This window comes from Saccharopolyspora dendranthemae (genome assembly GCF_007829955.1).
GTDB classification, from domain to species: Bacteria; Actinomycetota; Actinomycetes; order Mycobacteriales; family Pseudonocardiaceae; genus Saccharopolyspora; species Saccharopolyspora dendranthemae.
The window spans coordinates 65,664-88,320 of record NZ_VIWX01000002.1 but is presented as its reverse complement, the minus strand read 5'-3'; the positions used below and the strand labels follow the sequence as shown (position 1 = coordinate 88,320).

The following is a 22,657-nucleotide window of genomic DNA, read 5'->3' as shown; positions in this document are numbered from 1 at the left end:
ACCCGGTGCAGACCAAGTGCCCGGCGTGTGACCGGAGGAACAGATCCACTGTGGACATGGTCTTTCGCGGCGCGCGAGTCGTCGACGGCGACGGCGGGCCGGCATTCCTCGCCGACGTCGGCCTCGCGGACGGGCGCATCGCCGAGATCGCCGAGGCCGGAACGCTGACCGGCCGCCGCCGCGTCGATGCCGACGGGCTCGTGCTGGCACCGGGATTCGTGGACATGCACGCGCATTCGGACCTGCGGCTGCTGACCGAGCCCGATCACACCGCGAAGGTCTCGCAAGGCGTGACGTTGGAGGTCATCGGCCAGGACGGGCTCTCCTACGCCCCGGTCGACGACTCCACCCTGACCACCCTGCGCGCGCAACTGGCCGGCTGGAACGACGACCCGCCCGGTTTCGACTGGAACTGGCGCAGCGTGGCCGAATACCTCGACCGGCTCGACACCGGCATCGCCACCAACGCCGCCTACCTCGTCCCGCAGGGCACGTTGCGACTCCTGTGCGCGGGCTACGAGGACCGGCCGGTCACCGGCGACGAGCTCGACCGGATGCGCGAGGTCCTCGACGCATCGCTCGCCCAAGGCGCCTTCGGCATGTCCTCGGGCCTCACCTACACACCCGGGATGTACGCCGACACGGCCGAACTGACCGCGCTGTGCGAGGTCGTGGCAGCCCGCGGCGGTTACTACAGCCCGCACCACCGCAGCTACGGCGCCGGCGCGCTCGCGGCCTACGCCGAGATGATCGAGGTCAGCCGCACCTCCGGCTGCCCGCTGCACCTGGCGCACGCGACGATGAACTTCGGGGTCAACGCCGGGCGGGCCGGTGAGCTGCTGGCCATGCTCGACGAGGCGCTGGACGACGGCGGCGACATCACCCTCGACACCTACCCGTACCTGCCGGGCAGCACCTCGCTGCACGCACTGCTGCCGAGCTGGGCGATGGCCGGTGGTGTCGCGGCGACCCTCGACCGGTTGCGGGATCCCGCGCAGCGGCAGCGGATCCGCCAGGTGCTGGAGGTCGACGGTTCCGACGGGTGCCACGGCGTTCCGGTCGACTGGGAGACCATCGAGATCAACGGCGTCCGCGAACCCGGCAACGCCCACCTCGTGGGCCGCAGCGTCTCCGCATCGGCGCAGGCGGCCGGGGCTCAGCCCACCGAGTTCTACCTGGACGTGCTCATCGCCGAGCAGCTCGGCGCGTCCTGCCTGATGCACGTCGGCCACGAGGACAACGTCCGCGCGATCATGCGCCACCGCACCCACACCGCGGGCAGCGACGGTCTGCTGACGGGCGCGCGGCCGCACCCGCGCGCGTGGGGCACCTTCCCCCGCTACCTCGGCCACTACGTGCGCGAACTCGGCGTGCTCGGCCTCGAGGAGTGCGTGCGCAACATGACGTCCCGGCCGGCCGGCCGGCTCGGCCTCACCGACCGCGGGCGCGTCCGGGAAGGGCAGGTCGCCGACCTCGTCCTGTTCGACCCCGACACCGTCCGCGACACCGCCACCTTCGACGAACCCCGGCAGCAGGCCGTCGGCATCCCCCACGTCCTGGTCAACGGCGTGCCGGTGATCGAGGACGGTCGCCGGACCGATGCCCTGCCCGGACGCGCGCTGCGCAAGAACAGCTAGGAGTCCCCGTGTTCCTGAACTGGTTGCAGCACGACACGTCCGGCCTGCTCACGTTGTGCGCCGCCGGGATCGCGGTGCTGCTGGTGATGATCATCCGGTTCCGGATCGAACCGTTCATCGCGCTGCTGGTCACCGGACTGCTCATCGCGCTCGCCGCCGGGCTGCCCGTCGAGGACATCGTCGGCACCGCGCAGAAGAGCAGCGATTCGCTCCTGGAGGGCGGTTTCGCCAGCATCCTCGGCCACATCACGGCCATCATCGGGCTCGGCACCATCCTCGGCTCGATGCTGGAGGCCTCGGGCGGTGCGCAGCTGCTGACCCGCAAGCTGCTCGCGGCCTTCGGTGAGAACCGGGCGCCGCTCGCCATGGGGCTCTCGGGCTTGATCTTCGGCATCCCGGTGTTCTTCGACATCGGGATCTTCGTGCTCGCGCCGCTGGTCTACGTGGTGGCGCGGCAGGGCAAGCGGTCGATCCTGCTCTACTGCCTCCCCCTGGTCGCCGGTCTGTCGATGACCCACGCGTTCCTGCCGCCGCACCCCGGGCCCGTGGTCGCCGCGGGACTGCTCGGCGTCGACCTCGGCTGGATCATCCTGATGGGGCTCGCCTGCGGTCTCCCGGCGTTCGCCGTGGCCGGCCTGCTCTACCCGGTGTGGATCGGCAAGCGGATCCACCTGCCCGTTCCCGCCGACATGCTCGCCACCGCCGACGAGCTCGCCGCCAAGCGCGAGGGCCGCGACGACCCCTCGCTCGGGATCGTCGCGCTCATCATCGGGTTGCCGATGGTGCTGATCCTCGGCGCCACCTTCGGCAGCATCACGCTGCCGGACGGCAGCGGCCTGCTGTCGGTGCTGACCTTCCTCGGGAACCCGACCGTGGCGCTGACGATCGCCGTGCTGCTGTCGTTCTGGCTGCTGGGGACCCGGCGCGGCATGACCGGGCGGGACCTGTCCGAGCTGACCAGCGGAGCGCTGCGGCCGCTGGGGATGTTGCTGCTGGTCGTCGGGGCGGGCGGGTTCTTCGGCAAGGTGCTCGCCGAGACGGGCGTCGGGGACGCGCTGGCCGGTTCGCTGCAGGGCGTGGGCTTACCGATGATCGTGTCGGCCTACGTGATCAGCAGCGGTCTCCGGATCGCGCAGGGGTCGGCGACGGTGGCGATCGTGACCACGGGCGGGATCGTGGCTCCGCTGGTGGGGTCGGCCGGGCTCTCGCAGGCCCAGCTCGCGCTGATCGCGGTCGCGATCGCGGCCGGGTCGATCATCGCCTCGCACGTCAACGACGGCGGCTTCTGGATCATCTCGCGCTACTTCGGGATCCCGGTCAGCGACATGCTCAAGACCTGGACCGTGCTGGAGACCTTGCTGTCGCTGGTGGCGTTCGCAATGGCCGCCGGCCTCTCGCTCATCCTCACCTGACGACGCCGAGTCGGTCACGCGGAGAGGCGATTTCGCGAAATCGCCACCGCATTTGAACCATTTCCGGGTTTAGCACCATTGGTCGCGGACCGGTTAGGCCATTTTGGTCTAGTCCACCTGAGGGCGCTGCGACAGACTTCGCTTCTGCTCTGTCGTCCACCTGGGAGAACGCCGTGGTTGGTAGCTCGTTTTCGCGTCGTGGTTTCTTGAGCGCACTCGGGGCGATGGGCGTCGCCGGGGCGACCGCAGGCTGTGCCACCGCCGCCGGGCGGCAGAGCGTCGCCGCACCGCACCAGGTGCACGATGGCCTGATGACCTTCATCGGCAGTTACACCAGTTCGCAGCCCGCCGGCCGGGGCGTGGACATCGCGATGCGGGACATGAACGGCCTGCTCGCCCCCTCCGGGACACTGGACGGGGTCGCCGACGCGTCGTTCTTCGCCTGGTCGCCGGACCACAAGTTCCTGTACGCGACCAACGAGCAGGAACAGGGCACGATCACCGCGATCGACGTGAGCACCCACGAACCACGGGTGATCAACACCGCCCCGAGCGGCGGGAACTCGCCGACCCACCTGTCGGTGCACCCGAGCGGGGAGTTCCTGTTCACCGCGAACTACGGGGACGGGACCGTGACGGCGCACCGCCGCAACCCAGACGGGAGCATCGGCGAGAACACCGCGCTGGTGAAGCACCCCGGCACCGAGCCGCACGCGCACCAGGTCGTCGTCGATCCCAGCGGGAAGTGGGTCGTGGCGGTCGATCTCGGAGCCGAGTCGGTGTTCGTCTACGCCTTCGACGCCGGGAAGCTCACCCAGCACCAGCAGCTCACGCTCCCGGCGGGCACCGGGCCGCGCCACCTCGTGTTCAAGGGCACCACGGCGTACCTGCTGGCCGAGCTGAACTCCACGATCACCGTCCTCGCGTGGGACCCGAAGACCGGCAACCTCACCGCCGGGCAGGTCATCAGCAGCCGCGCGCCGGAGGCAGGCGGGGAGAACGCGCCGGCCGAGATCGCGATCTCTCGCGACGGCCAGTTCGTCTACGCCTCCAACCGGGGTGACGACACCATCGCCACGTTCGGCGTGGAGAACGGTTCGCTCGTGTTCCAGGCCGTCACGCCCACCGGCGGGAACTGGCCGCGGCACTTCGCGCTGGACCCCGAGGAGACCTCGCTGTTCGTGGCCAACCAGCGCGCGGGCACCGTCACCCGCCTGGCGCGCGACACCAACACGGGCGCGCTGACCCCGACCCCGGACAGCTACGCGTGCCCCTCGGTCGCGGTCATCACCTTCCACGGCTGAGCCCGCTCCCCGGGTCCGCGCGGTCCACCCATCGACCGTCCACACCGGACTCACCACCGATTCGCCAGTGATATCAGTCGATTCCACACACCTCGGATCGCCGCACACCGGAGACCAGCCATGCGCGCAGGAAAAGCCGTCTTAGTCGCCGCCGTCACCGCGCTGCTCACGGCCTGCGGTCCGCCCCAGGTCCAGCAGGCGGGACCCGCGGTCGACGAGCGCGCCGGAACGCTGCGCGTCTGGCTGTTCGACGAGGCCAACCGCGCGCCGAAGCAGGCCACCGTGGACGAGGCGGTCGCGCGGTTCGAGCGCGAGCACCCCGGTGTCGACGTCGACGTCCAGTACATCGCGGTGGAGACGAGGTCCGAGCGCTTCACCGGCGCGTTCAACGACCCCGCCAGCGCGCCCGACGTCGCCGAGGTCGGCAACACCGACCTCGCGGGCTACGTCGCGGCGGGCGGGCTCAGCGACCTCACCGAGAAGCTGCCGCAGTGGCCCGAATCCGCCGACCTCTCGCCGTCCGCGCTGGACACCGCGCGAGTGGAGGGCAAGGTCTTCGGCGTTCCCTGGTACACCGGGGTGCGCGCGCTGTACTACCGCACCGACGTCTTCGACGAGCTCGGACTGCAGCCGCCGCGCACCACCGGCGAGCTGCTGGAGACCGCGCAGCGCATCCGCGCCGAGCGCCCCGACCTCTACGGCATCGCTACCGGCGGCAAGTACCACTACGCGCTGATGCCCTTCATCTGGGCGGCGGGCGGAGACCTGGCGCGCCAGGAGGGTTCGCGGTGGGTGTCCACGGTGGACACCCCCGAAGCGCGACGCGGGATCGAGACCTACGCGAAGTTCATCACCAGCGGAGCGTGCCCGCCCGAGCAGTGCGCCGACATGACCGGCAGCCAGAGCGTCCAGGCCTTCGCCTCCGGCAAGGCGGCGATGACCATCGGCGGCGACTTCAACCGCAAGGCCGTCGAGGCGGGCGTGCCCGGCAAGTACGGAGTCGTGCCGCTGCCCGGTGACCAGGCCGGCTCGACGGCCCCGGCCTTCGCCGGCGGAAACCTGCTGTCGGTGCTGGACTCCTCGCAGCGCTCGACGTTGGCGCGCGAGTTCGTCCAGCTGCTGGCGGGCAAGGAGTACCAGCGCAAAATGTACGGCGCGATGGGCAACCTGCCCACGTTCATCGACGTCCAGGGCGAGGTCGCCGAGCACGACCCGGCGGCCGCACCGTTCGTGATGACGCTGCGCGGCGGCACCCACTTCGTCCCCGTCACCGAGGCGTGGTCGAAGATCGACGCGCAGGGCCTGCTGCCGACCATGGTGCAGCAGATCGTGAACGGCACGCCCGTCAGCGAGGCGACGAAGCAGGCTGCGGCGCAGATGAACGCCGCGTTCGAAGGCCGATGATGGCGCTGCTCTACCTGGCACCGGCGGCGCTGCTGCTCATCGGCATGATGGGCTACCCGCTGTACCAGCTGGTGCAGATCTCCCTCTACGAGTACGGCCAGTCGCAGGCCTCCGGCGGTGCGCCGCTGGAGTTCCTGGGCGCGGGCAACTACCTGGCGCTGCTCGGCGACGCCGAGTTCTGGACGATCCTGCTGCAGACCTGCGCGTTCGCCGCGCTCTGCGTGCTGGGCAGTCTCGCCGTCGGCATCGGGCTGGCGGTGCTGGCCACCAGGGTGGCGCCGCTGCCCCGGATGCTGCTGTTCCTGGCCGCCATCGGCGCCTGGGCGACGCCCGCCGTGGCCGGGTCGACGGTGTGGCTGTTCCTGTTCGACCAGGACTTCGGGCTGATCAACGAAGCGCTGACCGGCGTCGGCATCAGCGGCGCCGAGGGGATGTCCTGGACCTACGACAAGTACCTCGCCTTCGGCCTGGTGGCCGCCGAGGTGATCTGGTGCTCGTTCCCGTTCGTCCTGGTCACCACCTACGCGGGCCTGGTCGGGATCCCGGGCGATGTGGTGGAGGCGGCGGCGCTGGACGGTGCTTCGGCGTGGCGGACCGCGCGCAGCGTGCTGCTGCCGATGCTGCGCCCGGTGCTGGTCGTCGCGACCGTCCAGTCGATCATCTGGGACTTCAAGGTCTTCACGCAGATCTACGTGATGACCAACGGCGGCGGGGTGGCCGGGCAGAACATGGTGCTCAACGTCTACGCCTACCAGGAGGCCTTCGCCGCCTCGAACTACGGCCTGGGCTCGGCGATCGGCGTGGTGATGACCGTGCTCCTGCTGTTGATCACCCTGCTCTACCTGCGCGCGCAGCGCGGGAACGAGGTCCTGTCATGAAGCGTTCCCGGATGGCGGCCAACACCGCGGCGATCGTGATCGCGGTCCTGGTGGCGTTCCCGCTCTACTGGATGGTGCTGTCGGCCTTCAAACCGGAGGCCGAGCTGCAGTCCGCCGATCCGCGCCCCTGGACCACCGCGCCGACCCTGGACGGGTTCCGGCGGGTGTTCACAGTGGACGGACTGGGCGGCTACTTCCTCAACAGCCTGCTCGTCGCGGGCGCGGTGGTCCTGCTGTCGTTGCTGATGTCGTTCCTGGCCGCGGTGGCGCTGACCCGGTTCCGGATCAGGGGCCGGGCGGTGCTGCTGCTGATGCTGCTCGTGGCGCAGATGGTCCCGGTGGAAGCGCTGACCATCCCGCTGTTCTTCCTGATGCGCCAAGTCGGTTCGGCAGTACCGGCTTTCGGGCTCAACCACCTCGGCTCGCTGGTGCTGGTGCACCTCGCGTTCAGCCTGCCGCTGGCGATCTGGATGCTGCGCGGGTTCGTCGCCGCCGTACCGCTGGAGTTGGAGGAAGCCGCCACCCTCGACGGGGCGAGCCGCACCCGCTTCGTCTGGCAGGTGCTCTTCCCGCTGGTGGCACCGGGACTCGTCGCCACCAGCGTGCTGTCGTTCATCCACGCCTGGAACGACTTCCTGTTCGCCAAGACCTTCATCATCTCGGCCACCGAGAACCAGACGCTGCCGATGGCGATCCTGGTGTTCTTCAGCCCGCAGGGAAACGATTGGGGCGCGATCATGGCCGGTTCCACGCTGATGACGATCCCGGTCCTGATCTTCTTCGTGCTCGTCCAGCGCAACCTCGTGTCCGGACTCGCCGGTGCGGTGAAGGGATGAGCTTCCACTCGCTGCTGCCGCGTCCCCGCCAGGTCGAGTACGCCCCCGGTCAGCTGCCGCTGGACGTCCGCACCAGCGTTGGCGGCGAGCCGGGCGTGGCGCGCTGGTTCCGCAAGCACGTCGGTGCCGCGACGGGGCTCCCGCTCCCGCTGGCGGCCAAGCCGACCATCGAGTTCCGCATCGACCCCGGTGTCCGCGGCCACCGGCTGGAGATCACCCCCGAGCAGGCGCTGGTGACCGCGCAGCACACCGCGGCCGCGCACCACGCCGCGCAGACCCTGCGCCAGCTGCTGCCCCCGGACGCGTTCCGCCGCGCGCCCGTCCACCGCGACCCGATCTCGTTGCCGTGCGGGGTGATCGAGGACCACCCGAGGTTCGGCTGGCGCGGTTGCCACCTCGACGTGGCCCGTCACTTCGTGGCCAAGCGGGAGGTCCTGCGGTTCATCGAGCTGCTGGCGATGCACAAGCTCAACGTGCTGCACCTGCACCTCACCGACGACCAGGGCTGGCGCATCGAGGTCCCGCAGAGCCCGGAGCTGACCCGCACCGGTTCGTGGCGCCCACGCTCCATGATCGGTCGCGGCGAGGTCCCGGAGTTCGACCACCAGCCGCACGGCGGTTACTACACGACCGAGGACCTGCTCGAGATCGTCGCCTACGCCGCCGAGCACCACATCACCGTGGTGCCCGAGATCGACGTCCCCGGGCACAGCCAGGCCGCCATCGCCGCCTATCCCGATCTGGGCACCGGGGAACCGGTGGGGGTGTGGGACTCGTGGGGCGTCAGCGAGCGGATCCTGGCGCCCCGCAGGGCCACTGTGGACTTCTTCCGCGACGTGCTGGACCACGTGATGTCGGTCTTCCCGTCGCCGGTGATCTGCCTGGGCGGCGACGAGGTGCCCGGTGCCACCCCGGCGCACGGCGCGCTGCTGCGGCGACTGATCGAGCACGTGCACAACCACGGCCGCCGCACCTCGGCGTGGGACGACGCGATGCAACTCGTCTCGCTCCCGCAGCAGACGATCGTGCTGACCTGGCAGGACGCGCAGGCCGTGACCCGCGCCGGCGAGCAGGGCAACGACGTGCTGCTGTGCCCGGAGACGCACTTCTACCTCGACCACCGGCAGTCCGACGATCCCGCCGAACCCGTTCCGGTCGGCTACCTCAACACCCTGGAGAACGTCTACGACTACGAGCCGCCGACCGAGGACGTCCTCGGCCTGCAGGCGCAGGTGTGGACCGAGCAGCTCGACTCCCCCGCCCGCATCGACTACGCCGCGTTCCCCAGGCTGTGCGCCGTCGCCGAGATCGCGTGGAGCAGCGAACGCGACCCCGCGGAGTTCCGCCACAGGCTCGCCCACCACCACCTGCCGCGCCTGGACGCCTTCGGAGTCGACTACCGGCCGCTCGACGGCCCGCACCCCTGGCAACTGCGACCCGGCATCGAGGGCAGACCCCGCTGAGCGGTTCCCCCAGCGGCACAACGATTCTCGCGCTCCGTCACCGCCGCCGCGGATTCCGAGCGCCCTCGTGGCGAGCACACCTGGACGCCGTGCAGCGGGTGTAGGTGGGTGGTGTGGGGAAGTTTTCATGAAAACTTCCCCACACCACCCACCCGACATGCACCCAGCAGCCCTCAGGCCTCGGCCTTGACCGGTTCCTTGGGCTCCCAGCACTCGACTCCGGTGAGCTCCGGGAGCCGGTCCCGGGTGAAGACCGGGTCGAGCCCCTCCTTGCGCTGGTCGTTGTAGTCGCGCAGGAGCTTGAGGGCGACCGCGCTCAGCGGAGCGATCGCGGCGAGGTTGACCAGGGCCATGACGCCCATCGTGGTGTCGGCGAGGTTCCAGATCAGGTCCGAGGAGCCGATCGCACCCAGGAACACCACGAGCAGCACGCCCCACTTGTAGCCGGTCTGCATCGCCCGGTTGCCGGTCAGGAAGCCGACGTTGGACTCGCCGTAGTAGTAGTTGCCCAGCACCGAGGTGAACGCGACCAGCAGGATGATCAGCGTCATCAGGTGCAGCGACCAGTCACCGAGGTTGGCCTGCAGCGCCGTCTGGGTCATCGAGGCGCCGCGGTCCTCGTCACCGAAGGTCGGGTTGGACAGCAGCACGATGAACGCCGTGGTCGAGCACACCAGCAGGGTGTCCACGTAGACGCCGAGGGTCTGCACCAGGCCCTGCTTGACCGGGTGGCTCACCGAGGCGGTGGCACCGGCGTTCGGCGCCGAACCCAGACCCGCCTCGTTGGAGAACATGCCGCGCCGCACGCCCTGCACGATCGCCGCACCGATGCCGCCACCCGCGACCGCCTCGAAACCGAAGGCGTGCGAGAAGATCTGCGCGATGATGCCCGGAAGCGCGTCGATGTTGAGCACCACGATGATCAGGCCGAGCAGCATGTAGAGCCCGGCCATGAACGGCACCAGCAGCTCGGCGGTCTGCGCGATCCGGCGCACGCCGCCGAAGATGATCAGCGCGGTCAGCGCGACCAGCGCCACGCCCAGGACCGGCTGCATCCAGCCGGTCGAGCTCATGCCGGTGGCCTCGGCCGAGGTGACGACGGCGTCGACGATCGTGTTGGCCTGCACGGCGGTGAACACGAAGCCGAAGGTCACCGTGATGACCACGGCGAACAGCACGCCCATCCAGCGCGCCCGCAGGCCGTGCAACATGTAGTAGGCGGGGCCGCCGCGGAAGCCGGACTTGTCCCGCACCTTGTAGAGCTGCGCGAGGGTGGACTCCACGAAGCTGGCCGCGCCCACGACCAGACCCATCGTCCACATCCAGAACACCGCACCGGGACCGCCCAGCGCGATGGCCGTGGCCACGCCGGCGATGTTGCCGGTGCCGATGCGGGCGGCCGCGGAGATCGCGAACGCCTGGAACGACGAGATCGCCTTCCCGCCGTCCTCGGCGATCTCGGCCTTGCCGCCCATCGCGCGGACCATCTCCGGGATCATCCGGATCTGCACGGCTTTCGAGCGCACGGTGAAGTACAGGCTCAGCACCGCGAGCACGGGGATGATGAGGTAAAGCCAGAACGTGTCGTTCAGCGCGACGATCGCGTCGTTGAGCGCGTCCACCGGTACACCCTTTCCGCATGTGGCGCGGGAACTCTCGCGTCAGCGGCCCCGGAAGTGCGGCACCCGATGACGTTCACCGCGGGCAGTCCGAGCGCGGGTCACCCCGTTCCGGTGACCCGCGCATTGGCGGAAAGGGTACAAACGATCGGGAATCGGGCTCCCGGCGGGTGCCCGGCTGGCATTCAGCCCAACAGCTCGGCGAGGTAGCGGCCGGTGTGGCTGTCCTCGACCTCCGCGACGTCCTCCGGCATCCCCTCGGCCAGCAGCAGGCCGCCGCCGTTGCCGCCCTCCGGACCCATGTCCAGGATCCAGTCGGCGGTCTTGATGACGTCGAAGTTGTGCTCGATGACGATCACGGTGTTGCCCTTGTCCACCAGACCGTTGATCACGCCGAGCAGCTTGCGGATGTCCTCGAAGTGCAGGCCCGTGGTCGGCTCGTCGAGGATGTAGACCGTCTTGCCGGTCGAGCGCTTCTGCAGCTCGCTGGCCAGCTTGACGCGCTGCGCCTCCCCGCCCGACAGGGTCGGCGCGGGCTGACCGAGCCGCACGTAGCCCAGCCCGACGTCGACCAGAGTCCTGAGGTGGCGGTGGATCGCGTTGATCGGCTCGAAGAACTCCGCGGCCTCCTCGATCGGCATGTCGAGGACCTCGGCGATCGTCTTGCCCTTGTAGTGCACCTCCAGGGTCTCCCGGTTGTACCGGGCGCCCTTGCACACCTCGCACGGGACGTAGACGTCGGGCAGGAAGTTCATCTCGATCTTCAGCGTGCCGTCACCGGCGCACGACTCGCACCGGCCGCCCTTGATGTTGAACGAGAACCGGCCCGGCTGGTAGCCGCGCACCTTCGCCTCGGTGGTGGCCGCGAACAACTTGCGGATGTGGTCGAAGACGCCGGTGTAGGTGGCCGGGTTCGACCGCGGGGTGCGGCCGATCGGCGACTGGTCGACCTGCACCAGCTTGTCGACGTGCTCCAGCCCCTTGACCCGCGTGTGCCGCCCGGGAACCTGCCGCGCACCGTTGAGCTTGTTGGCCAGCACCGACGCGAGGATGTCGTTGACCAACGTCGACTTGCCGGAACCGGAGACACCGGTGACCGCGGTCATCAGCCCCAGCGGGAACGACACGTCGATCTTGCGCAGGTTGTGCTCGCGCGCTCCCACCACCGTCAGCTGCCGCTTGCGATCGGCGACCCGGCGCTCGGTGGGAACCGGGATCTCCTTGCGCCGCGCCAAGTAGTCGCCGGTCAGCGACTTCTTGTTCTTCAGCAGCTCCTTGTACGGGCCGCTGTGGACGACCTCACCACCGTGCTCGCCGGCGCCGGGGCCGATGTCGACCACCCAGTCGGCGCTGCGCACGGTGTCCTCGTCGTGCTCGACGACGATGAGCGTGTTGCCCAGGTCCCGCAGCCGGCTCAGCGTCTCCAGCAACCGGTGGTTGTCGCGCTGGTGCAGCCCGATCGACGGCTCGTCGAGGACGTAGAGCACACCGACCAGACCGGAACCGATCTGCGTGGCCAGCCGGATGCGCTGGGCCTCACCACCGGAGAGCGTGCCCGCCGCGCGGTCCAAGGACAGGTAGTCCAGCCCGACGTCGAGCAGGAAGCCCAGACGGGCCTGGATCTCCTTGAGCACGGCACCGGCGATCATCTGCTCGCGCGGCCCCAGGACCAGGGCGTTGAGGAACTCGGCGCACTCCTGGACGCTCAGCGCGCTGACGTCGGCGATGGAGCGCTCGTCGGTCTCGTCCTCCATGGTCACGGCGAGGATCTCGGGCTTGAGGCGGGTGCCGTCGCACGCCGGGCACGGCACGTCGCGCATGTAGCCCTCGTACTTCTCGCGCGCGTAGTCCGACTCGGTCTGCTCCAGCCGCCGCTCCAGGAACGGGATGACGCCCTCGTAGCTGGCGTAGTAGGAGCGGGTGCGGCCGTAGCGGTTGCGGTAGCGCACGTGCACCTGGTCGTCGGTGCCGTGCAGCACCGCCTTCTTAACCTTGGTGGGCAGCTGCCCCCACGGGGTGTCCATCCGGAAGCCGACCGCCTCCGACAGCGAGGTCAGCAGGCGGGAGAAGTACTCGGCGGTGTGCCCGCCGGCCCACGGCGCGATCGCGCCGTCGCCCAGCGAGAGGTCCTCGTCGGGGACGACCAGCTCGGGGTCGACCTCCTTGCGGATGCCCAGGCCCGCGCACTCGGGGCAGGCGCCGTAAGGCGAGTTGAAGGAGAAGGACCGCGGCTCGAGCTCGTCAACGCCCAGGGCGTGCCCGTTCGGGCAGGCCAGGTTCTCGGAGAACTTGCGCTCGCGAGCCGGATCGGACTCCTCGAGGTCGATGAACTCGATCAGCACCAGGCCGTCGGCCAGCCGCAGCGCGGTCTCGACCGAGTCGGTAAGCCGCTGCTTCGCGCTGGACTTGACGGTGAGCCGGTCGATGACGACCGCGATGTCGTGCTTCTCCTGCTTCTTGAGCTTCGGCGGCTCGTCGAGCGGGTGCACCACGCCGTCGACACGGGCGCGGGCGTAGCCGGAGGAGCGCAGCTGCTCGAACAGGTCGACGTACTCGCCCTTGCGGCCGCGCACGACCGGGGCCAGGACCTGGAACTTCGCCCGCTCGGGCATCTCCAGCACCTGGTCGACGATCTGCTGCGGGGTCTGCTTGCTGATCGGCTCACCGCAGGTCGGGCAGTGCGCCTTGCCCGCGCGGGCGTAGAGCAGCCGCAGGTAGTCGTAGACCTCGGTGATGGTGCCCACCGTGGACCGCGGGTTGCGGCTGGTGGACTTCTGGTCGATCGACACCGCCGGGGACAGTCCCTCGATGAAGTCCACGTCCGGCTTGTCCATCTGACCGAGGAACTGCCGGGCGTAGGCGGACAGCGACTCGACGTAGCGGCGCTGCCCCTCGGCGAAGATGGTGTCGAACGCCAAGCTCGACTTGCCCGAACCGGACAGCCCGGTGAACACGATCAGGCTGTCCCGGGGCAGGTCGATGTCGATCCCGCGCAGGTTGTGCTCACGGGCGCCGCGAACGACGAGGCGGTCAGCCACGGTGATCCCTTCGAGAAGTTCTGGTGTTGCGCGAGCGCGCGCCGTCTTGTCGGGCGGCCGCCTGCTCCAGGCAGCGGTCCGCCGGCGCGGCATCCGGTCGCGACGTTGCGACGTCCATGCTATTCGGGGCCTCCGACAGTCTCGGACCGACGGCTCCAGGTGCCGAGCACCTCCCTCCGCCATCACCCCAACGTGTGAGATGTGGCGCGATCCGGCGGTGGCTGCCCCCTCACGACGATACGCAAGGTCGCCCGAATTGAGCACTGTCGGGGATGTGTCCTGCGCCTTTACGCTCAGGACTTCACGTTGTGCCCGCAAGTCCGCCCGCCCTCCCCCCACGTGAGGTAGAGCCATGGCTGACATCGTTCTCGGTACCGGCCGTTGGTCTGCTGAATCCCTGGCAGACGAGGTCGCCCGCCGGCTGGCCGCCGTCCAGCACGCCACCGAAGTCCTGGTGCGCTCCGCTTCGGGGCTCGACGAGCTCTCCGTGCGCCAGCCCAGCCTGCTGCCCGGATGGAGCAGAGCCCACGTGATCACCCACCTGGCCCGCAACGCCGACGCCTGCTGCAACCTGCTGCTGTGGGCCCGCACCGGCATCGAGCACCCGATGTACGCCAGCGCCGACGACCGGGACGAGGCCATCCAGGAAGGCGCTCCGCGCAGCCACCAGCTGCTGATGGAGGACCTGGTCGCCTCCAGCGACCGCTTCGCCGCGGCCGCGCGCGACCTGCCCGGCTCCGACTGGACCGCCGAGGTCACCGGGACCACCGGGGACATGCCCGCGCACCACATCCCGCGGATGCGGTTGCTGGAGGTGTGGGTCCACCTGGTCGACCTCGACCACGACGTGGACTTCGCCGACATCCCCTCCGCCGATGCCGAACAGGTGCTGGAGGACGTCGTGCAGCTCTTCGGCGGACGGCCGGACGTGCCCGCCGTGTCGCTGGAGGTCGACTTCGGCGATCACCGCCGCCAGTGGGAGCTGCGCGGCACCACGTCGCGGCCCGAGGAGGTCTCCGGCGAGCCCGCTCCGATGCTGGGCTGGTTGCTCGGCCGCACCGGGCCCGGGGAGCTGCGCGGCGACGCGCCCGAACTGCCCGGGTGGTCGTGAGCCCGATCTTGCGACCGCGACGCGGCCGCGGACGTTAGGCTCTGCGCGTGGAGCTTCAAGCTGAGTACACCGGACACGTGGAGCCCGGCGGCGCGGCAGCGCGCCGGGACCTGGACGCGCTGACGATCACCAAGATCTCGGTCGGCCCGATGGACAACAACGCCTACCTTCTGGTGTGCAAGAGCACCGGGGACGCGTTGCTGGTGGACGCGGCCAACGACCCAGAACGGCTGAGCGACCTGCTCGGCCACGACGAGCGGCGCCCCCGGCTGCGGACCATCGTCACCACCCACCAGCACGGCGACCACTGGCAGGCGCTGGGCGCGGTGGCCGGCTCGACCGGCTGCTTCACCGTGGCGCACCCGGCCGACGCCGACGAACTGCCGGTGCCGCCCGACCACCTGGTCGAGCACGGCGACACCGTCGCGGTCGGCGACTCCGAGCTGTCGGTGATCCACCTGCGCGGACACACCCCCGGTTCGATCGCGCTGGTCTACCGGGACCCGAAGGGCCACCCGCACCTGTTCACCGGCGACTCGCTGTTCCCGGGAGGCGTGGGCCGCACGACCTCGCCGGAGGACTTCCGGTCGCTGGTCGACGACGTGGAGAACCGGGTCTTCGCCGAGCTGCCGGACGACACGTGGTTCTACCCGGGCCACGGCGACGACTCCACCCTCGGGGCCCAGCGCGCCCAGCTCCCCGAGTGGCGCGAACGCGGCTGGTGAACGGTCGTGGGGGAAGTTCCCCTGAGCTTCCCCCACCCGGCACGCGAGCCGCCTGCGCCCGTCGGTGCGCCCGTCTACGCTGGTCACCGAGGGGTTGAGCACCGGAGGTCGTCGTGGGCGAGGCCGTGAAGCTGGACGTCGAGGGCACCGAGGTGCCCGTGTCGCACCCGGACAAGGTCTTCTTCAAGAGCCGCGGTGAGACCAAGCTCGACCTCGTGCACTACTACCGAGCGGTCGCCGGCCCCCTGCTGAGCACGCTGGGTGGCCGTCCGCTGCTGATGGAACGGCATCCGGACGGGGCGAGCGGGAAGTCGTTCTTCCAGAAGAGGGTGCCCGCCTCGGCGCCGGAGTGGTTGCGCACCACCGTGGTCGAAACGCCCAACGGCACCACGAGCGACGCCCTGGTCGCCGCCGACCTCGCGCACATCGTCTGGGCGGTGAACATGGGTTGTCTGGGCTTCCACGTGTGGCCCTACCAGGCCGGGCACCCGGAGATCATCGACGAGCTGCGCATCGACCTCGACCCCTCACCCGGTGTCGGCTTCGCGGAGGTGTGCGACACCGCGGTGCGAACGCGCGAGTTCCTGGCGGAGGACGGCATCGACGTGCGGCTGAAGACCTCGGGATCGCGGGGTCTGCACCTCTACGTCCCGCTGCGGCCCGAGTGGGACAGCTACCGGGTGCGGGCGGCGGCCGTGGCGCTGGCGCGCGAGCTCGAACGCCGCCACCCCGACCTGATCACCGCCCAGTGGTGGAAGGAGGAGCGGGGTCGCCGCGTGTTCGTGGACTTCAACCAGAACGCGCCCCACAAGACCGTTTTCGGCGCGTGGTGCGCCCGGCCGCGGGTCGGCGGCCAGGTGTCCACGCCGATCGGCTGGGACGAGCTGGAGGGCATCGACCCCGATCAGCTGACCATCGCCACCGTGCCCGGCCGGCTCGCCGAACGCGGTGACCCGTGGGCCGACACCCGGCCGCAATCGATCCAGCCGCTGCTGGAACGCTACGACCGGGACATCGCCGATGGGTTGCAGGACGCTCCCTGGCCGCCGGTCTACCCCAAGCAGCCCAACGAACCGCCCCGGGTGGCTCCCAGCCGGGCCAAGCGCACCTGATCCGGAACTCGTTTCCTTGCAGCTGATCTCGCTACACCGACATGCGCGGCACGTCGACCACGGCCGCGGCGACCCGGCGCGCCTCGGAATGGCAGTCGCCGCAGGTCTTCCACAGCCACGCCTCCCGGGTCGCGTCCGCCACCACCTCCTGACTGCACAAGGTGCTGACGAGCATGCCGCTCGGGTAGGCGTTGCCCCACGGCCGCTTGTCCAGGCTCGCGTGTCTCCAACCGTCCGCAGGCACCCAGTGGAACGGGTACATGGCGATCCACCCCCTCTTGTCGTCACCACCCCGCGATGCCGCGAGGCGGAACGCAGATCGCGCGCGGAACCCCTCCCGGCTCCGCAGCGATCTCGATCTTCGCGAGACCAATGCTCATGGTCTCGAGACCACTCCGGCAATTCCCCGAACGAATGACGCCATTCGGCGCACACATCAGTGCGTAACCAACGTCTTTCCCGCAACTTGACCCACCGTGCCGTGCGATTTCGCACCTGAAATAGGCTGTGGTGCATGAGCGAGACCACTCCGGCACCGCGGGCGTACGTTCTCGGTGCGGAAATCCGGGACGCGAGATCGCGTTCCGGTCTCGGGCTGCGCCAATTAGCAGGACGTCTCGACGTTTCGCACTCCGTCGTGGTCCGCTGGGAACGCGGCGAACGAGTGCCTTCGACCGAATCCGTGTCCGCCGTGTGCGCCGTGCTGGGGCTCTCCAGCCCCGCCCGCGATCGGCTGCTGCGACTCACCCGTGAGGCGCAAGCCGAACCACCCAATTCGGTATCGGTCGGATCAGTCGGTGAGGCCGATCAGCTCACCGCGCTGCTGGAGTTCGAACGGATCGCCACGGCGATCACCGACGTCTCCCCGATCCTCATCCCCGGCCTGCTGCAGACCACCGACTACGCCCGGGCGATCATGGGCACCGGCATCCCCGAGCACGAGGTCTCCACCCGCGTGGCGGTGCGGCTCGGCCGGCGCGAGGTCATCACCCGCCACCAGGAACCGGTGCAGTACACGGCGTTCCTGCTCGAATCGGTGCTCCACCAACCCATCGGCGGTCGCGCCGTGCTCATCGACCAGTTGCGGCACGTCCGCCAGATGAGCGGCCGCGACAACATCGACATCCGGATCATCCCGCTGTCCGCCGGATGGACCCCCGCGCACGCAGGGTCTTTCGTGCTCCTCGAGTTCGCGAAGGCCTCTCCCGTCGTCCACCTCGAACACCACAGGTCCAGCGCATTCCTGCGGGACCCCGGTGATGTGACGGCATTCGTCAAGGCCAGGAAGGACCTGGGGCAATTCGCGATGAGCAGCGACGACTCGGTTCGCCTCGTCGACGAGATCATCCACCGAGAGGAGACAACACCGTGACGTTGCTGCAGTCGCCGGTAGGTTGGCGCAAGTCCAGCCGGAGCAGCCAGGAGACCAACTGCGTCGAGGTCGGTCGCATCATCGGCGGTGCCGCCGTGCGCGACACCAAGGACCGCGCTGGGGGCCTGTTAACCACCAACTTCGCTCAGTGGCGCTATTTCGTCAGAGCGATCAAAACAGGTCGCTTCGACAGATAGCGCTCCGATCCGGGTCGCCCCCGCGGGAATTCCTGCCCACCTCCGGGCACGGCTCCGCGCAGGTGGGCGTTCCCGCGTGCGCTCCGCTTCGGGCGGAGCGCCCACGAATCGTGCCCTCTGGTCAGGCCAGCCGCGTGGCGATGAGCCGGGCGGCGTCCGCCAGGAGCGCGCTGTCGGCCTCGTCGTGCTCCCCCGGCCGACCGGTGAGCAGCGAGATGACGATCGGCGTCCCGGTGCCGGTCCACGTCACGCCGATGTCGTTGGCGACGCCGTAGGCGCTGCCGCCGCCCGTCTTGTCGGCCGTGCGCCACTCGCGCGGGACGCCGGCGCGGATCCGGGTGTCACCGGTGGTGTTGCCGAGCATCCAGCCGGTCAGCCGCTCGCGTTCGGGGGCTCCCAGCACGTCGCCGAGCAGCAGTTCTTGCAGGCCGTCGGCCAGCGCCCGCGGCGTGGAGGTGTCCCGCTCGTCGCCGGGGATGGCGGAGTTGAGCTCCACCTCCCAGCGGTCCAGCCGGGTCACCGGGTCGCCGATCGCGCGGGCAAAGTCCGTGATGCCTCGCGGGCCACCGAGTTCGCGCAGCAGGAGGTTCGCCGCGGTGTTGTCGGAGTGCTGCAGCGCCGCCGCGCACAGCTCCCCGATGGTCATCCCGACGCCCACCCGGGTCTCGGTGACCGGTGAGTTCTCCACGAGCTGACCGGCGTCGTAGCGGAGGACGCGCTCGAAGTAGCCGCCGGCGAGGCCGTGAGCGCGCAGCAGCGCGGCCGAGGCGTAGACCTTGAACGTCGAGCACATCGCGACGCGCTCATCGGCCCGGTGCGCGAGAGTCCGCCCGGTGGCGGTGTTGCGCGCGAAGAGGCCCAGGCGAGCGTCGTAGCGCCGTTCGAGCTCGACCAGCGCCGGGTCGGGACCGGCGACCGGAGCAGGGGCCGTGGACTGCGCGCTCGGCGCGCACGCCGCCACCGGCGCGGCCAGCAGCGCCGCCAGAACGGCACGGCGACCCACTCGGAATTCATTGTGCTGCAACTGCTTTCCCTTCGCTAGGACCAACACCCCCAACCAACCACCCACGAACCGATAGCGCCAATAAGCACAGAACCCCACCGCGATAGCCGTCGAATATCACCCCAGCTGCACCCCACCAACCCCCCAACCCCACCCCGAAAAAATCACCCGGAAATGCCTCACCCCCGGGAGAACCCCACCGGGAGCGGCCCAGTTCTAGCCCAAACCGAGCCATGATCATGTCCGAAATGTCGGCTCAGTTATGACTAAAACTGGGATCCGGTGCGGCGGAGGCCGTTACTTCAAGTGTGGGACTCAGCCCGCACCGCCGCGGGTTCTCACACGTCGTCTGGCGAGTACGCCGCGACGCCGTGTATTGGCATACATCAGGAGTGGCGCACGGAGTCCAGGCGGCGTGTGAGGTTCCGCCACCCGCACCGCCACGCAAGGTGATACTGCAATGACTCCTAAAACCGAGTGCCTCAGAGGCGGCCTGAGCGGAGGTCTGTGACCGCGATGCGGGCGCACTCGGCGATCGCGGCGTCCACCCGGGGAAGGGCCGGGTCGGCACGAGCCGCGAGGGTGAACACGGCCACCGCCACCGGGGCTTCCCCGTCGAACTCCACCACGGACACCTCGTTGCGGACCGCCCCGATGGTCCCGGTCTTGCCCGCGACGCGAACCCCCTGGAACGGGAATCCCGCCCGGACCCGGTGCATCCAGGCCTGCTGACCGAGCAGCCCGCGGACGAACTCGCACTGGTGCGGGGACGCGGCCTCGTCCGACCAGATCAACTCCATCAGCCGGGTCATCTCGTGGGGCGTGGTCGCGCTGGCGTAGGACGGGTCGTAGGCGCGGACGGTGCGGGCCTCGTCGTTGTCGGCGAGCAGCGCGAAGGCCTCCGACGCGCTGGTCGTGCCCATCTCGCGGGCCAGGGCGGCGTGCGATTCGGCCGTGCCGCCGACCACCCGGGTGCGCTCCAGGCCGAGATCGGCGAGCGCGGCCGTCACGGCCTCGAGACCGACCGCCCCCAGGATGACGTCCGCGGCGGCGTTGTCCGACACCGCGATCATCGACGCCGCGAGGTCCCGCCACGACATCCGCACGGGGTCCTGGAAGATCGACACCCCGGTCGGGCCGGGCGTGCACGAGGTCGGCTCCAACCGGATCGGTTCGCGCGGGTCGAGAACCCCGGAGTCGAACGCCCGCGCCAGGGCGACGAGCAGGGGCAGCTTGTACACCGACGCGGTGACCACGAGTTCGTCGGCGCCGATGCCGAGCTGGTGGCCACCGCCGCCGAGCCGGACCGCGTGCACCCAACCCTGGGCGCCGGCGTCGGCGAGCACGTCGCGCATGCGCTGCTCGGCGCTCACGACTGCTCCCGCAGCGCGCTTTCCAGCGCCTCGCACACGTCGGGCTGCGGCGCCGGATCAGGCCAGATCACCCGCACCCGCAACGCCAGCGCGTCGCCCGCGGGGGCGGCCACCACGCCTGGTGCGCGGACTCGGGGATCGGCGCTGAGCGCGAAGGCGCGCCCGGCGGCGACAGCGCTGAGGGCCTCGCGGTCGCCAGGTGCGGGCAGGAACCCGGGGTCGAGACCGCGCTCCCGCAAGGTGTCCACCAGCAGGTCGAAGGCGGCGGTGCCGTCGGCGCGCGGCGCGGTGGCGCAGTCCAGCCCGCGCACGGCGCGGATCGTGGGCTTCGCGGCCGCGGGGTGGTCGGCGGGTACCAGCAACCACCTCGGGATCTTCACCACCTGCGATGTCCGCAGGTCGCCGAGCAGCGCCGGGTGGTGCACGACGGCGCAGTCCAGCCGCCCTCCCGCAACGGCGTCGACCAGGTCGACGGTGGGGGCGGTGGTGACGATGACGCTGCGGGCGGCCGGATCCGGCGCCGCGGCGCGCAGCGCGGCGACCAGGCCTGCGACCTGACGGTCGCCGAGCGCGGCGATGACGCCGATGCGCACCGCTCCCCTGCGCTCCCGCTGCCTGCGGGCGGCTTCGGTGAAATCGCCCGCGCCCGCCAGCAGCGACCGCGCCCGGGGCAGCAGGTCGGCGCCCGCGGTCGTCAGCCGGACTCCGCGGGTTCCCCTGATCAGCAAGGTGACGCCGAGATGCCCCTCGAGCCGCTGCACGCCTTGCGAGAGCGGCGGCTGGGTCATGCCGAGGCGGTCGGCGGCGTGTCCGAAGTGGCCTTCCTCGGCTACCGCGACGAAGAACCGGAGATGGCGCAGCAGGTCCACACCACCGATCCAAGCACAAGGCCCGGAACGCGATGGCGCTCCGGGCCTCGTGACCGACGGGATCAGGGTGAGTGGAACAGGGCGCTGCCCTTGACGTATTCCTCCCAGGGCACCGTCCAGTCCCAGATGTCTCCGTCGTCGGGCGTCAGCGGTTTGTCCGAGCCGACGATCTCCACCGGGTCGCCGATCTGCGTGAACTCCAGGAACCACCGGCCGTCCTCGCTGGAGAGGTTGACGCAACCGTGGGAGACGTTCGACGACCCCTGCGCCCAGGTGCTGGAGGTGTTGGTGTGCACGTACTCGCCGTTGTTGGAGATCCGCACGGCGTTGGGCAGGACCTCGTCGTAGGCACCCGCGGATCCCTTGGCCGGTCCGCCCCAGCTCCAGGAGTTCATCCGCACGGAGTCGTGGCGCTCGGTGGCGACGTGGATGCCGGACTGCGTCGGGTACGCCGACTGCCCGTAGGAGGCGTCCATCCTCCGGATCTCCTGGCCGTCCTGGTAGACGACGAGGTTGTGTTCGTTGACGTCACCGACGGTGCGCTGGTCGCGGCCGACGGTGAAGTGGGACTCGAAGTTCTTGTCGCCCATCACGCCTTCGCCGGTGTCGACGCCGTAGAGGTTGGCCCGGACCGTCACCTGCGTCCCTGGCTTCCAGTACTCCTTGGGGCGCCAGTTGACCTGGTCGTCGGAGTACCAGTTGAACGCGCCCTCGGTGGGCACGGAGGTCTCGATCTGCAGGCGGCGTTCGACGGCGGCGCGGTCCTTGACGGGCTTGTCGAAGTAGATCGAGACCGGCATCGCGATGCCGACGGTGTCGCCGTCGCTGGGCCGGGTTCGGTCGACGTTGACGATGTCGGTGGGCGCGGCGGTGGTGAACGTCGAGTTCAGCGGGATCGACGGTCGACCTTCCTGGTCGTGGGCCACCGCCTGCACGTGGTAGGTCGTGCCGAAGGCCATCGGGGCGTTGATGGTCCACTTGTGACCGTCTCGGGCGATCTCGCCGGGAACGGGAGCACCGTTGGCCGTCACGTTGACCGATGTGAGGACGCCGCGGTGGGCGGTGAGCACCAGCGGGTCACTCGGTGCCAGCGCGTTCGTCCTGTCTGGAACGGAAGGCGTCACCGACGCCTCGGATGGATCCGGTCCGCCGCACGCCGTCAACGCGCACGCGACCAGGCTCGCGATGACTAGTTGGCACGCAACAACCCCCCGCATACCGGCCTCCCCAAAAACCCTGCACCGTCTCATTGGTAATCAGTAACTGTCCGTGCGGTGGGCGGGGTTCTCAACACGATCAAGCAG

19 protein-coding genes are annotated in these 22,657 nt (G+C 69.9%); 12 read left to right on the top strand and 7 right to left on the bottom strand.

Translation table 11 applies throughout. The annotated features are described in order from the left end of the window. Positions 1 to 50 precede the first annotated feature (50 nt). From FHU35_RS09360 to FHU35_RS09330, 7 genes are all read left to right on the top strand, one after another. Entirely contained in the window at positions 51 to 1,637 is a 1,587-nt protein-coding gene (locus FHU35_RS09360) for an N-acyl-D-amino-acid deacylase family protein (protein WP_145738133.1), read from the top strand. A gap of 8 nt (positions 1,638 to 1,645) precedes the next feature. Next, the gene (locus tag FHU35_RS09355; RefSeq protein ID WP_145738132.1) at positions 1,646 to 3,049 is read left to right on the top strand and encodes a GntP family permease; all 1,404 of its coding nucleotides are present in this window, start codon (positions 1,646 to 1,648) and stop codon (positions 3,047 to 3,049) included. A 206-nt stretch (positions 3,050 to 3,255) separates the two neighbouring features. Next, positions 3,256 to 4,353 (top strand): lactonase family protein, encoded by a 1,098-nt coding sequence (locus FHU35_RS09350; RefSeq protein ID WP_145738131.1) that lies wholly within the window; start codon positions 3,256 to 3,258, stop codon positions 4,351 to 4,353. Positions 4,354 to 4,473: 120 nt separating this feature from the next. Beyond that, positions 4,474 to 5,757 carry an extracellular solute-binding protein gene (locus tag FHU35_RS09345; protein ID WP_145738130.1) on the top strand — a complete coding sequence of 428 codons (1,284 nt, stop codon included), beginning with the start codon at positions 4,474 to 4,476 and terminating at the stop codon, positions 5,755 to 5,757. Further along, the gene (locus tag FHU35_RS09340) at positions 5,757 to 6,635 is read left to right on the top strand and encodes a carbohydrate ABC transporter permease (RefSeq protein ID WP_246110190.1); all 879 of its coding nucleotides are present in this window, start codon (positions 5,757 to 5,759) and stop codon (positions 6,633 to 6,635) included. Before FHU35_RS09345 ends, FHU35_RS09340 begins: the two co-directional genes overlap by 1 nt. After that, a complete protein-coding gene (locus FHU35_RS09335) occupies positions 6,632 to 7,471 on the top strand; it encodes a carbohydrate ABC transporter permease (RefSeq protein WP_145738128.1) in 840 nt (279 codons plus the stop codon). The genes FHU35_RS09340 and FHU35_RS09335 overlap by 4 nt, the downstream gene beginning before the upstream one ends. After that, the gene (locus tag FHU35_RS09330; RefSeq protein ID WP_145738127.1) at positions 7,468 to 8,934 is read left to right on the top strand and encodes a beta-N-acetylhexosaminidase; all 1,467 of its coding nucleotides are present in this window, start codon (positions 7,468 to 7,470) and stop codon (positions 8,932 to 8,934) included. Before FHU35_RS09335 ends, FHU35_RS09330 begins: the two co-directional genes overlap by 4 nt. A gap of 173 nt (positions 8,935 to 9,107) precedes the next feature. Here the strand turns inward: FHU35_RS09330 and FHU35_RS09325 are convergent, their stop codons facing one another. Beyond that, entirely contained in the window at positions 9,108 to 10,556 is a 1,449-nt protein-coding gene (locus FHU35_RS09325; RefSeq protein ID WP_145738126.1) for an alanine/glycine:cation symporter family protein, read from the bottom strand. Between the two features lie 182 nt (positions 10,557 to 10,738). Further along, the gene (uvrA, locus tag FHU35_RS09320; RefSeq protein ID WP_145738125.1) at positions 10,739 to 13,591 is read right to left on the bottom strand and encodes an excinuclease ABC subunit UvrA; all 2,853 of its coding nucleotides are present in this window, start codon (positions 13,589 to 13,591) and stop codon (positions 10,739 to 10,741) included. 352 nt (positions 13,592 to 13,943) lie between these two features. Between uvrA and FHU35_RS09315 the strand changes: the two genes are divergently transcribed. From FHU35_RS09315 to ligD, 3 genes are all read left to right on the top strand, one after another. Continuing rightward, a complete protein-coding gene (locus FHU35_RS09315) occupies positions 13,944 to 14,702 on the top strand; it encodes a maleylpyruvate isomerase family mycothiol-dependent enzyme (RefSeq protein ID WP_145738124.1) in 759 nt (252 codons plus the stop codon). A gap of 47 nt (positions 14,703 to 14,749) precedes the next feature. Continuing rightward, positions 14,750 to 15,427, top strand: coding sequence for an MBL fold metallo-hydrolase (locus FHU35_RS09310; protein ID WP_145738123.1), 678 nt, complete (start codon positions 14,750 to 14,752; stop codon positions 15,425 to 15,427). A gap of 113 nt (positions 15,428 to 15,540) precedes the next feature. Further along, entirely contained in the window at positions 15,541 to 16,539 is a 999-nt protein-coding gene (gene ligD, locus FHU35_RS09305) for a non-homologous end-joining DNA ligase (protein WP_145738122.1), read from the top strand. 31 nt (positions 16,540 to 16,570) lie between these two features. On the opposite strand, the gene FHU35_RS09300 is transcribed toward ligD, so the two are convergent. Further along, positions 16,571 to 16,801, bottom strand: a complete 231-nt coding sequence (locus tag FHU35_RS09300; protein ID WP_145738121.1) for an HC3 family zinc finger protein — start codon at positions 16,799 to 16,801, stop codon at positions 16,571 to 16,573. 252 nt (positions 16,802 to 17,053) lie between these two features. On the opposite strand from FHU35_RS09300, the gene FHU35_RS09295 reads away from it, so the two are divergent. Both FHU35_RS09295 and FHU35_RS09290 read left to right on the top strand, forming a co-directional pair. Further along, positions 17,054 to 17,911 carry a helix-turn-helix domain-containing protein gene (locus FHU35_RS09295; RefSeq protein ID WP_145738120.1) on the top strand — a complete coding sequence of 286 codons (858 nt, stop codon included), beginning with the start codon at positions 17,054 to 17,056 and terminating at the stop codon, positions 17,909 to 17,911. Positions 17,912 to 17,913: 2 nt separating this feature from the next. Beyond that, positions 17,914 to 18,108 carry a DUF397 domain-containing protein gene (locus FHU35_RS09290; protein ID WP_145739789.1) on the top strand — a complete coding sequence of 65 codons (195 nt, stop codon included), beginning with the start codon at positions 17,914 to 17,916 and terminating at the stop codon, positions 18,106 to 18,108. Between the two features lie 121 nt (positions 18,109 to 18,229). Here the strand turns inward: FHU35_RS09290 and bla are convergent, their stop codons facing one another. The 4 genes from bla to FHU35_RS09270 all read right to left on the bottom strand — a co-directional run bounded on the left by bla (position 18,230) and on the right by FHU35_RS09270 (position 22,570). Further along, a complete protein-coding gene (gene bla, locus FHU35_RS09285) occupies positions 18,230 to 19,111 on the bottom strand; it encodes a class A beta-lactamase (RefSeq protein ID WP_246110189.1) in 882 nt (293 codons plus the stop codon). A gap of 482 nt (positions 19,112 to 19,593) precedes the next feature. Further along, positions 19,594 to 20,484, bottom strand: a complete 891-nt coding sequence (locus FHU35_RS09280) for a serine hydrolase (protein ID WP_246110188.1) — start codon at positions 20,482 to 20,484, stop codon at positions 19,594 to 19,596. Next, positions 20,481 to 21,353, bottom strand: coding sequence for a LysR family transcriptional regulator (locus tag FHU35_RS09275; RefSeq protein ID WP_145738118.1), 873 nt, complete (start codon positions 21,351 to 21,353; stop codon positions 20,481 to 20,483). Before FHU35_RS09275 ends, FHU35_RS09280 begins: the two co-directional genes overlap by 4 nt. 62 nt (positions 21,354 to 21,415) lie before the next feature. After that, on the bottom strand, positions 21,416 to 22,570 hold the full coding sequence (locus tag FHU35_RS09270) for a L,D-transpeptidase (protein WP_145738117.1): 1,155 nt from the start codon (positions 22,568 to 22,570) through the stop codon (positions 21,416 to 21,418). Positions 22,571 to 22,657 lie beyond the last annotated feature (87 nt).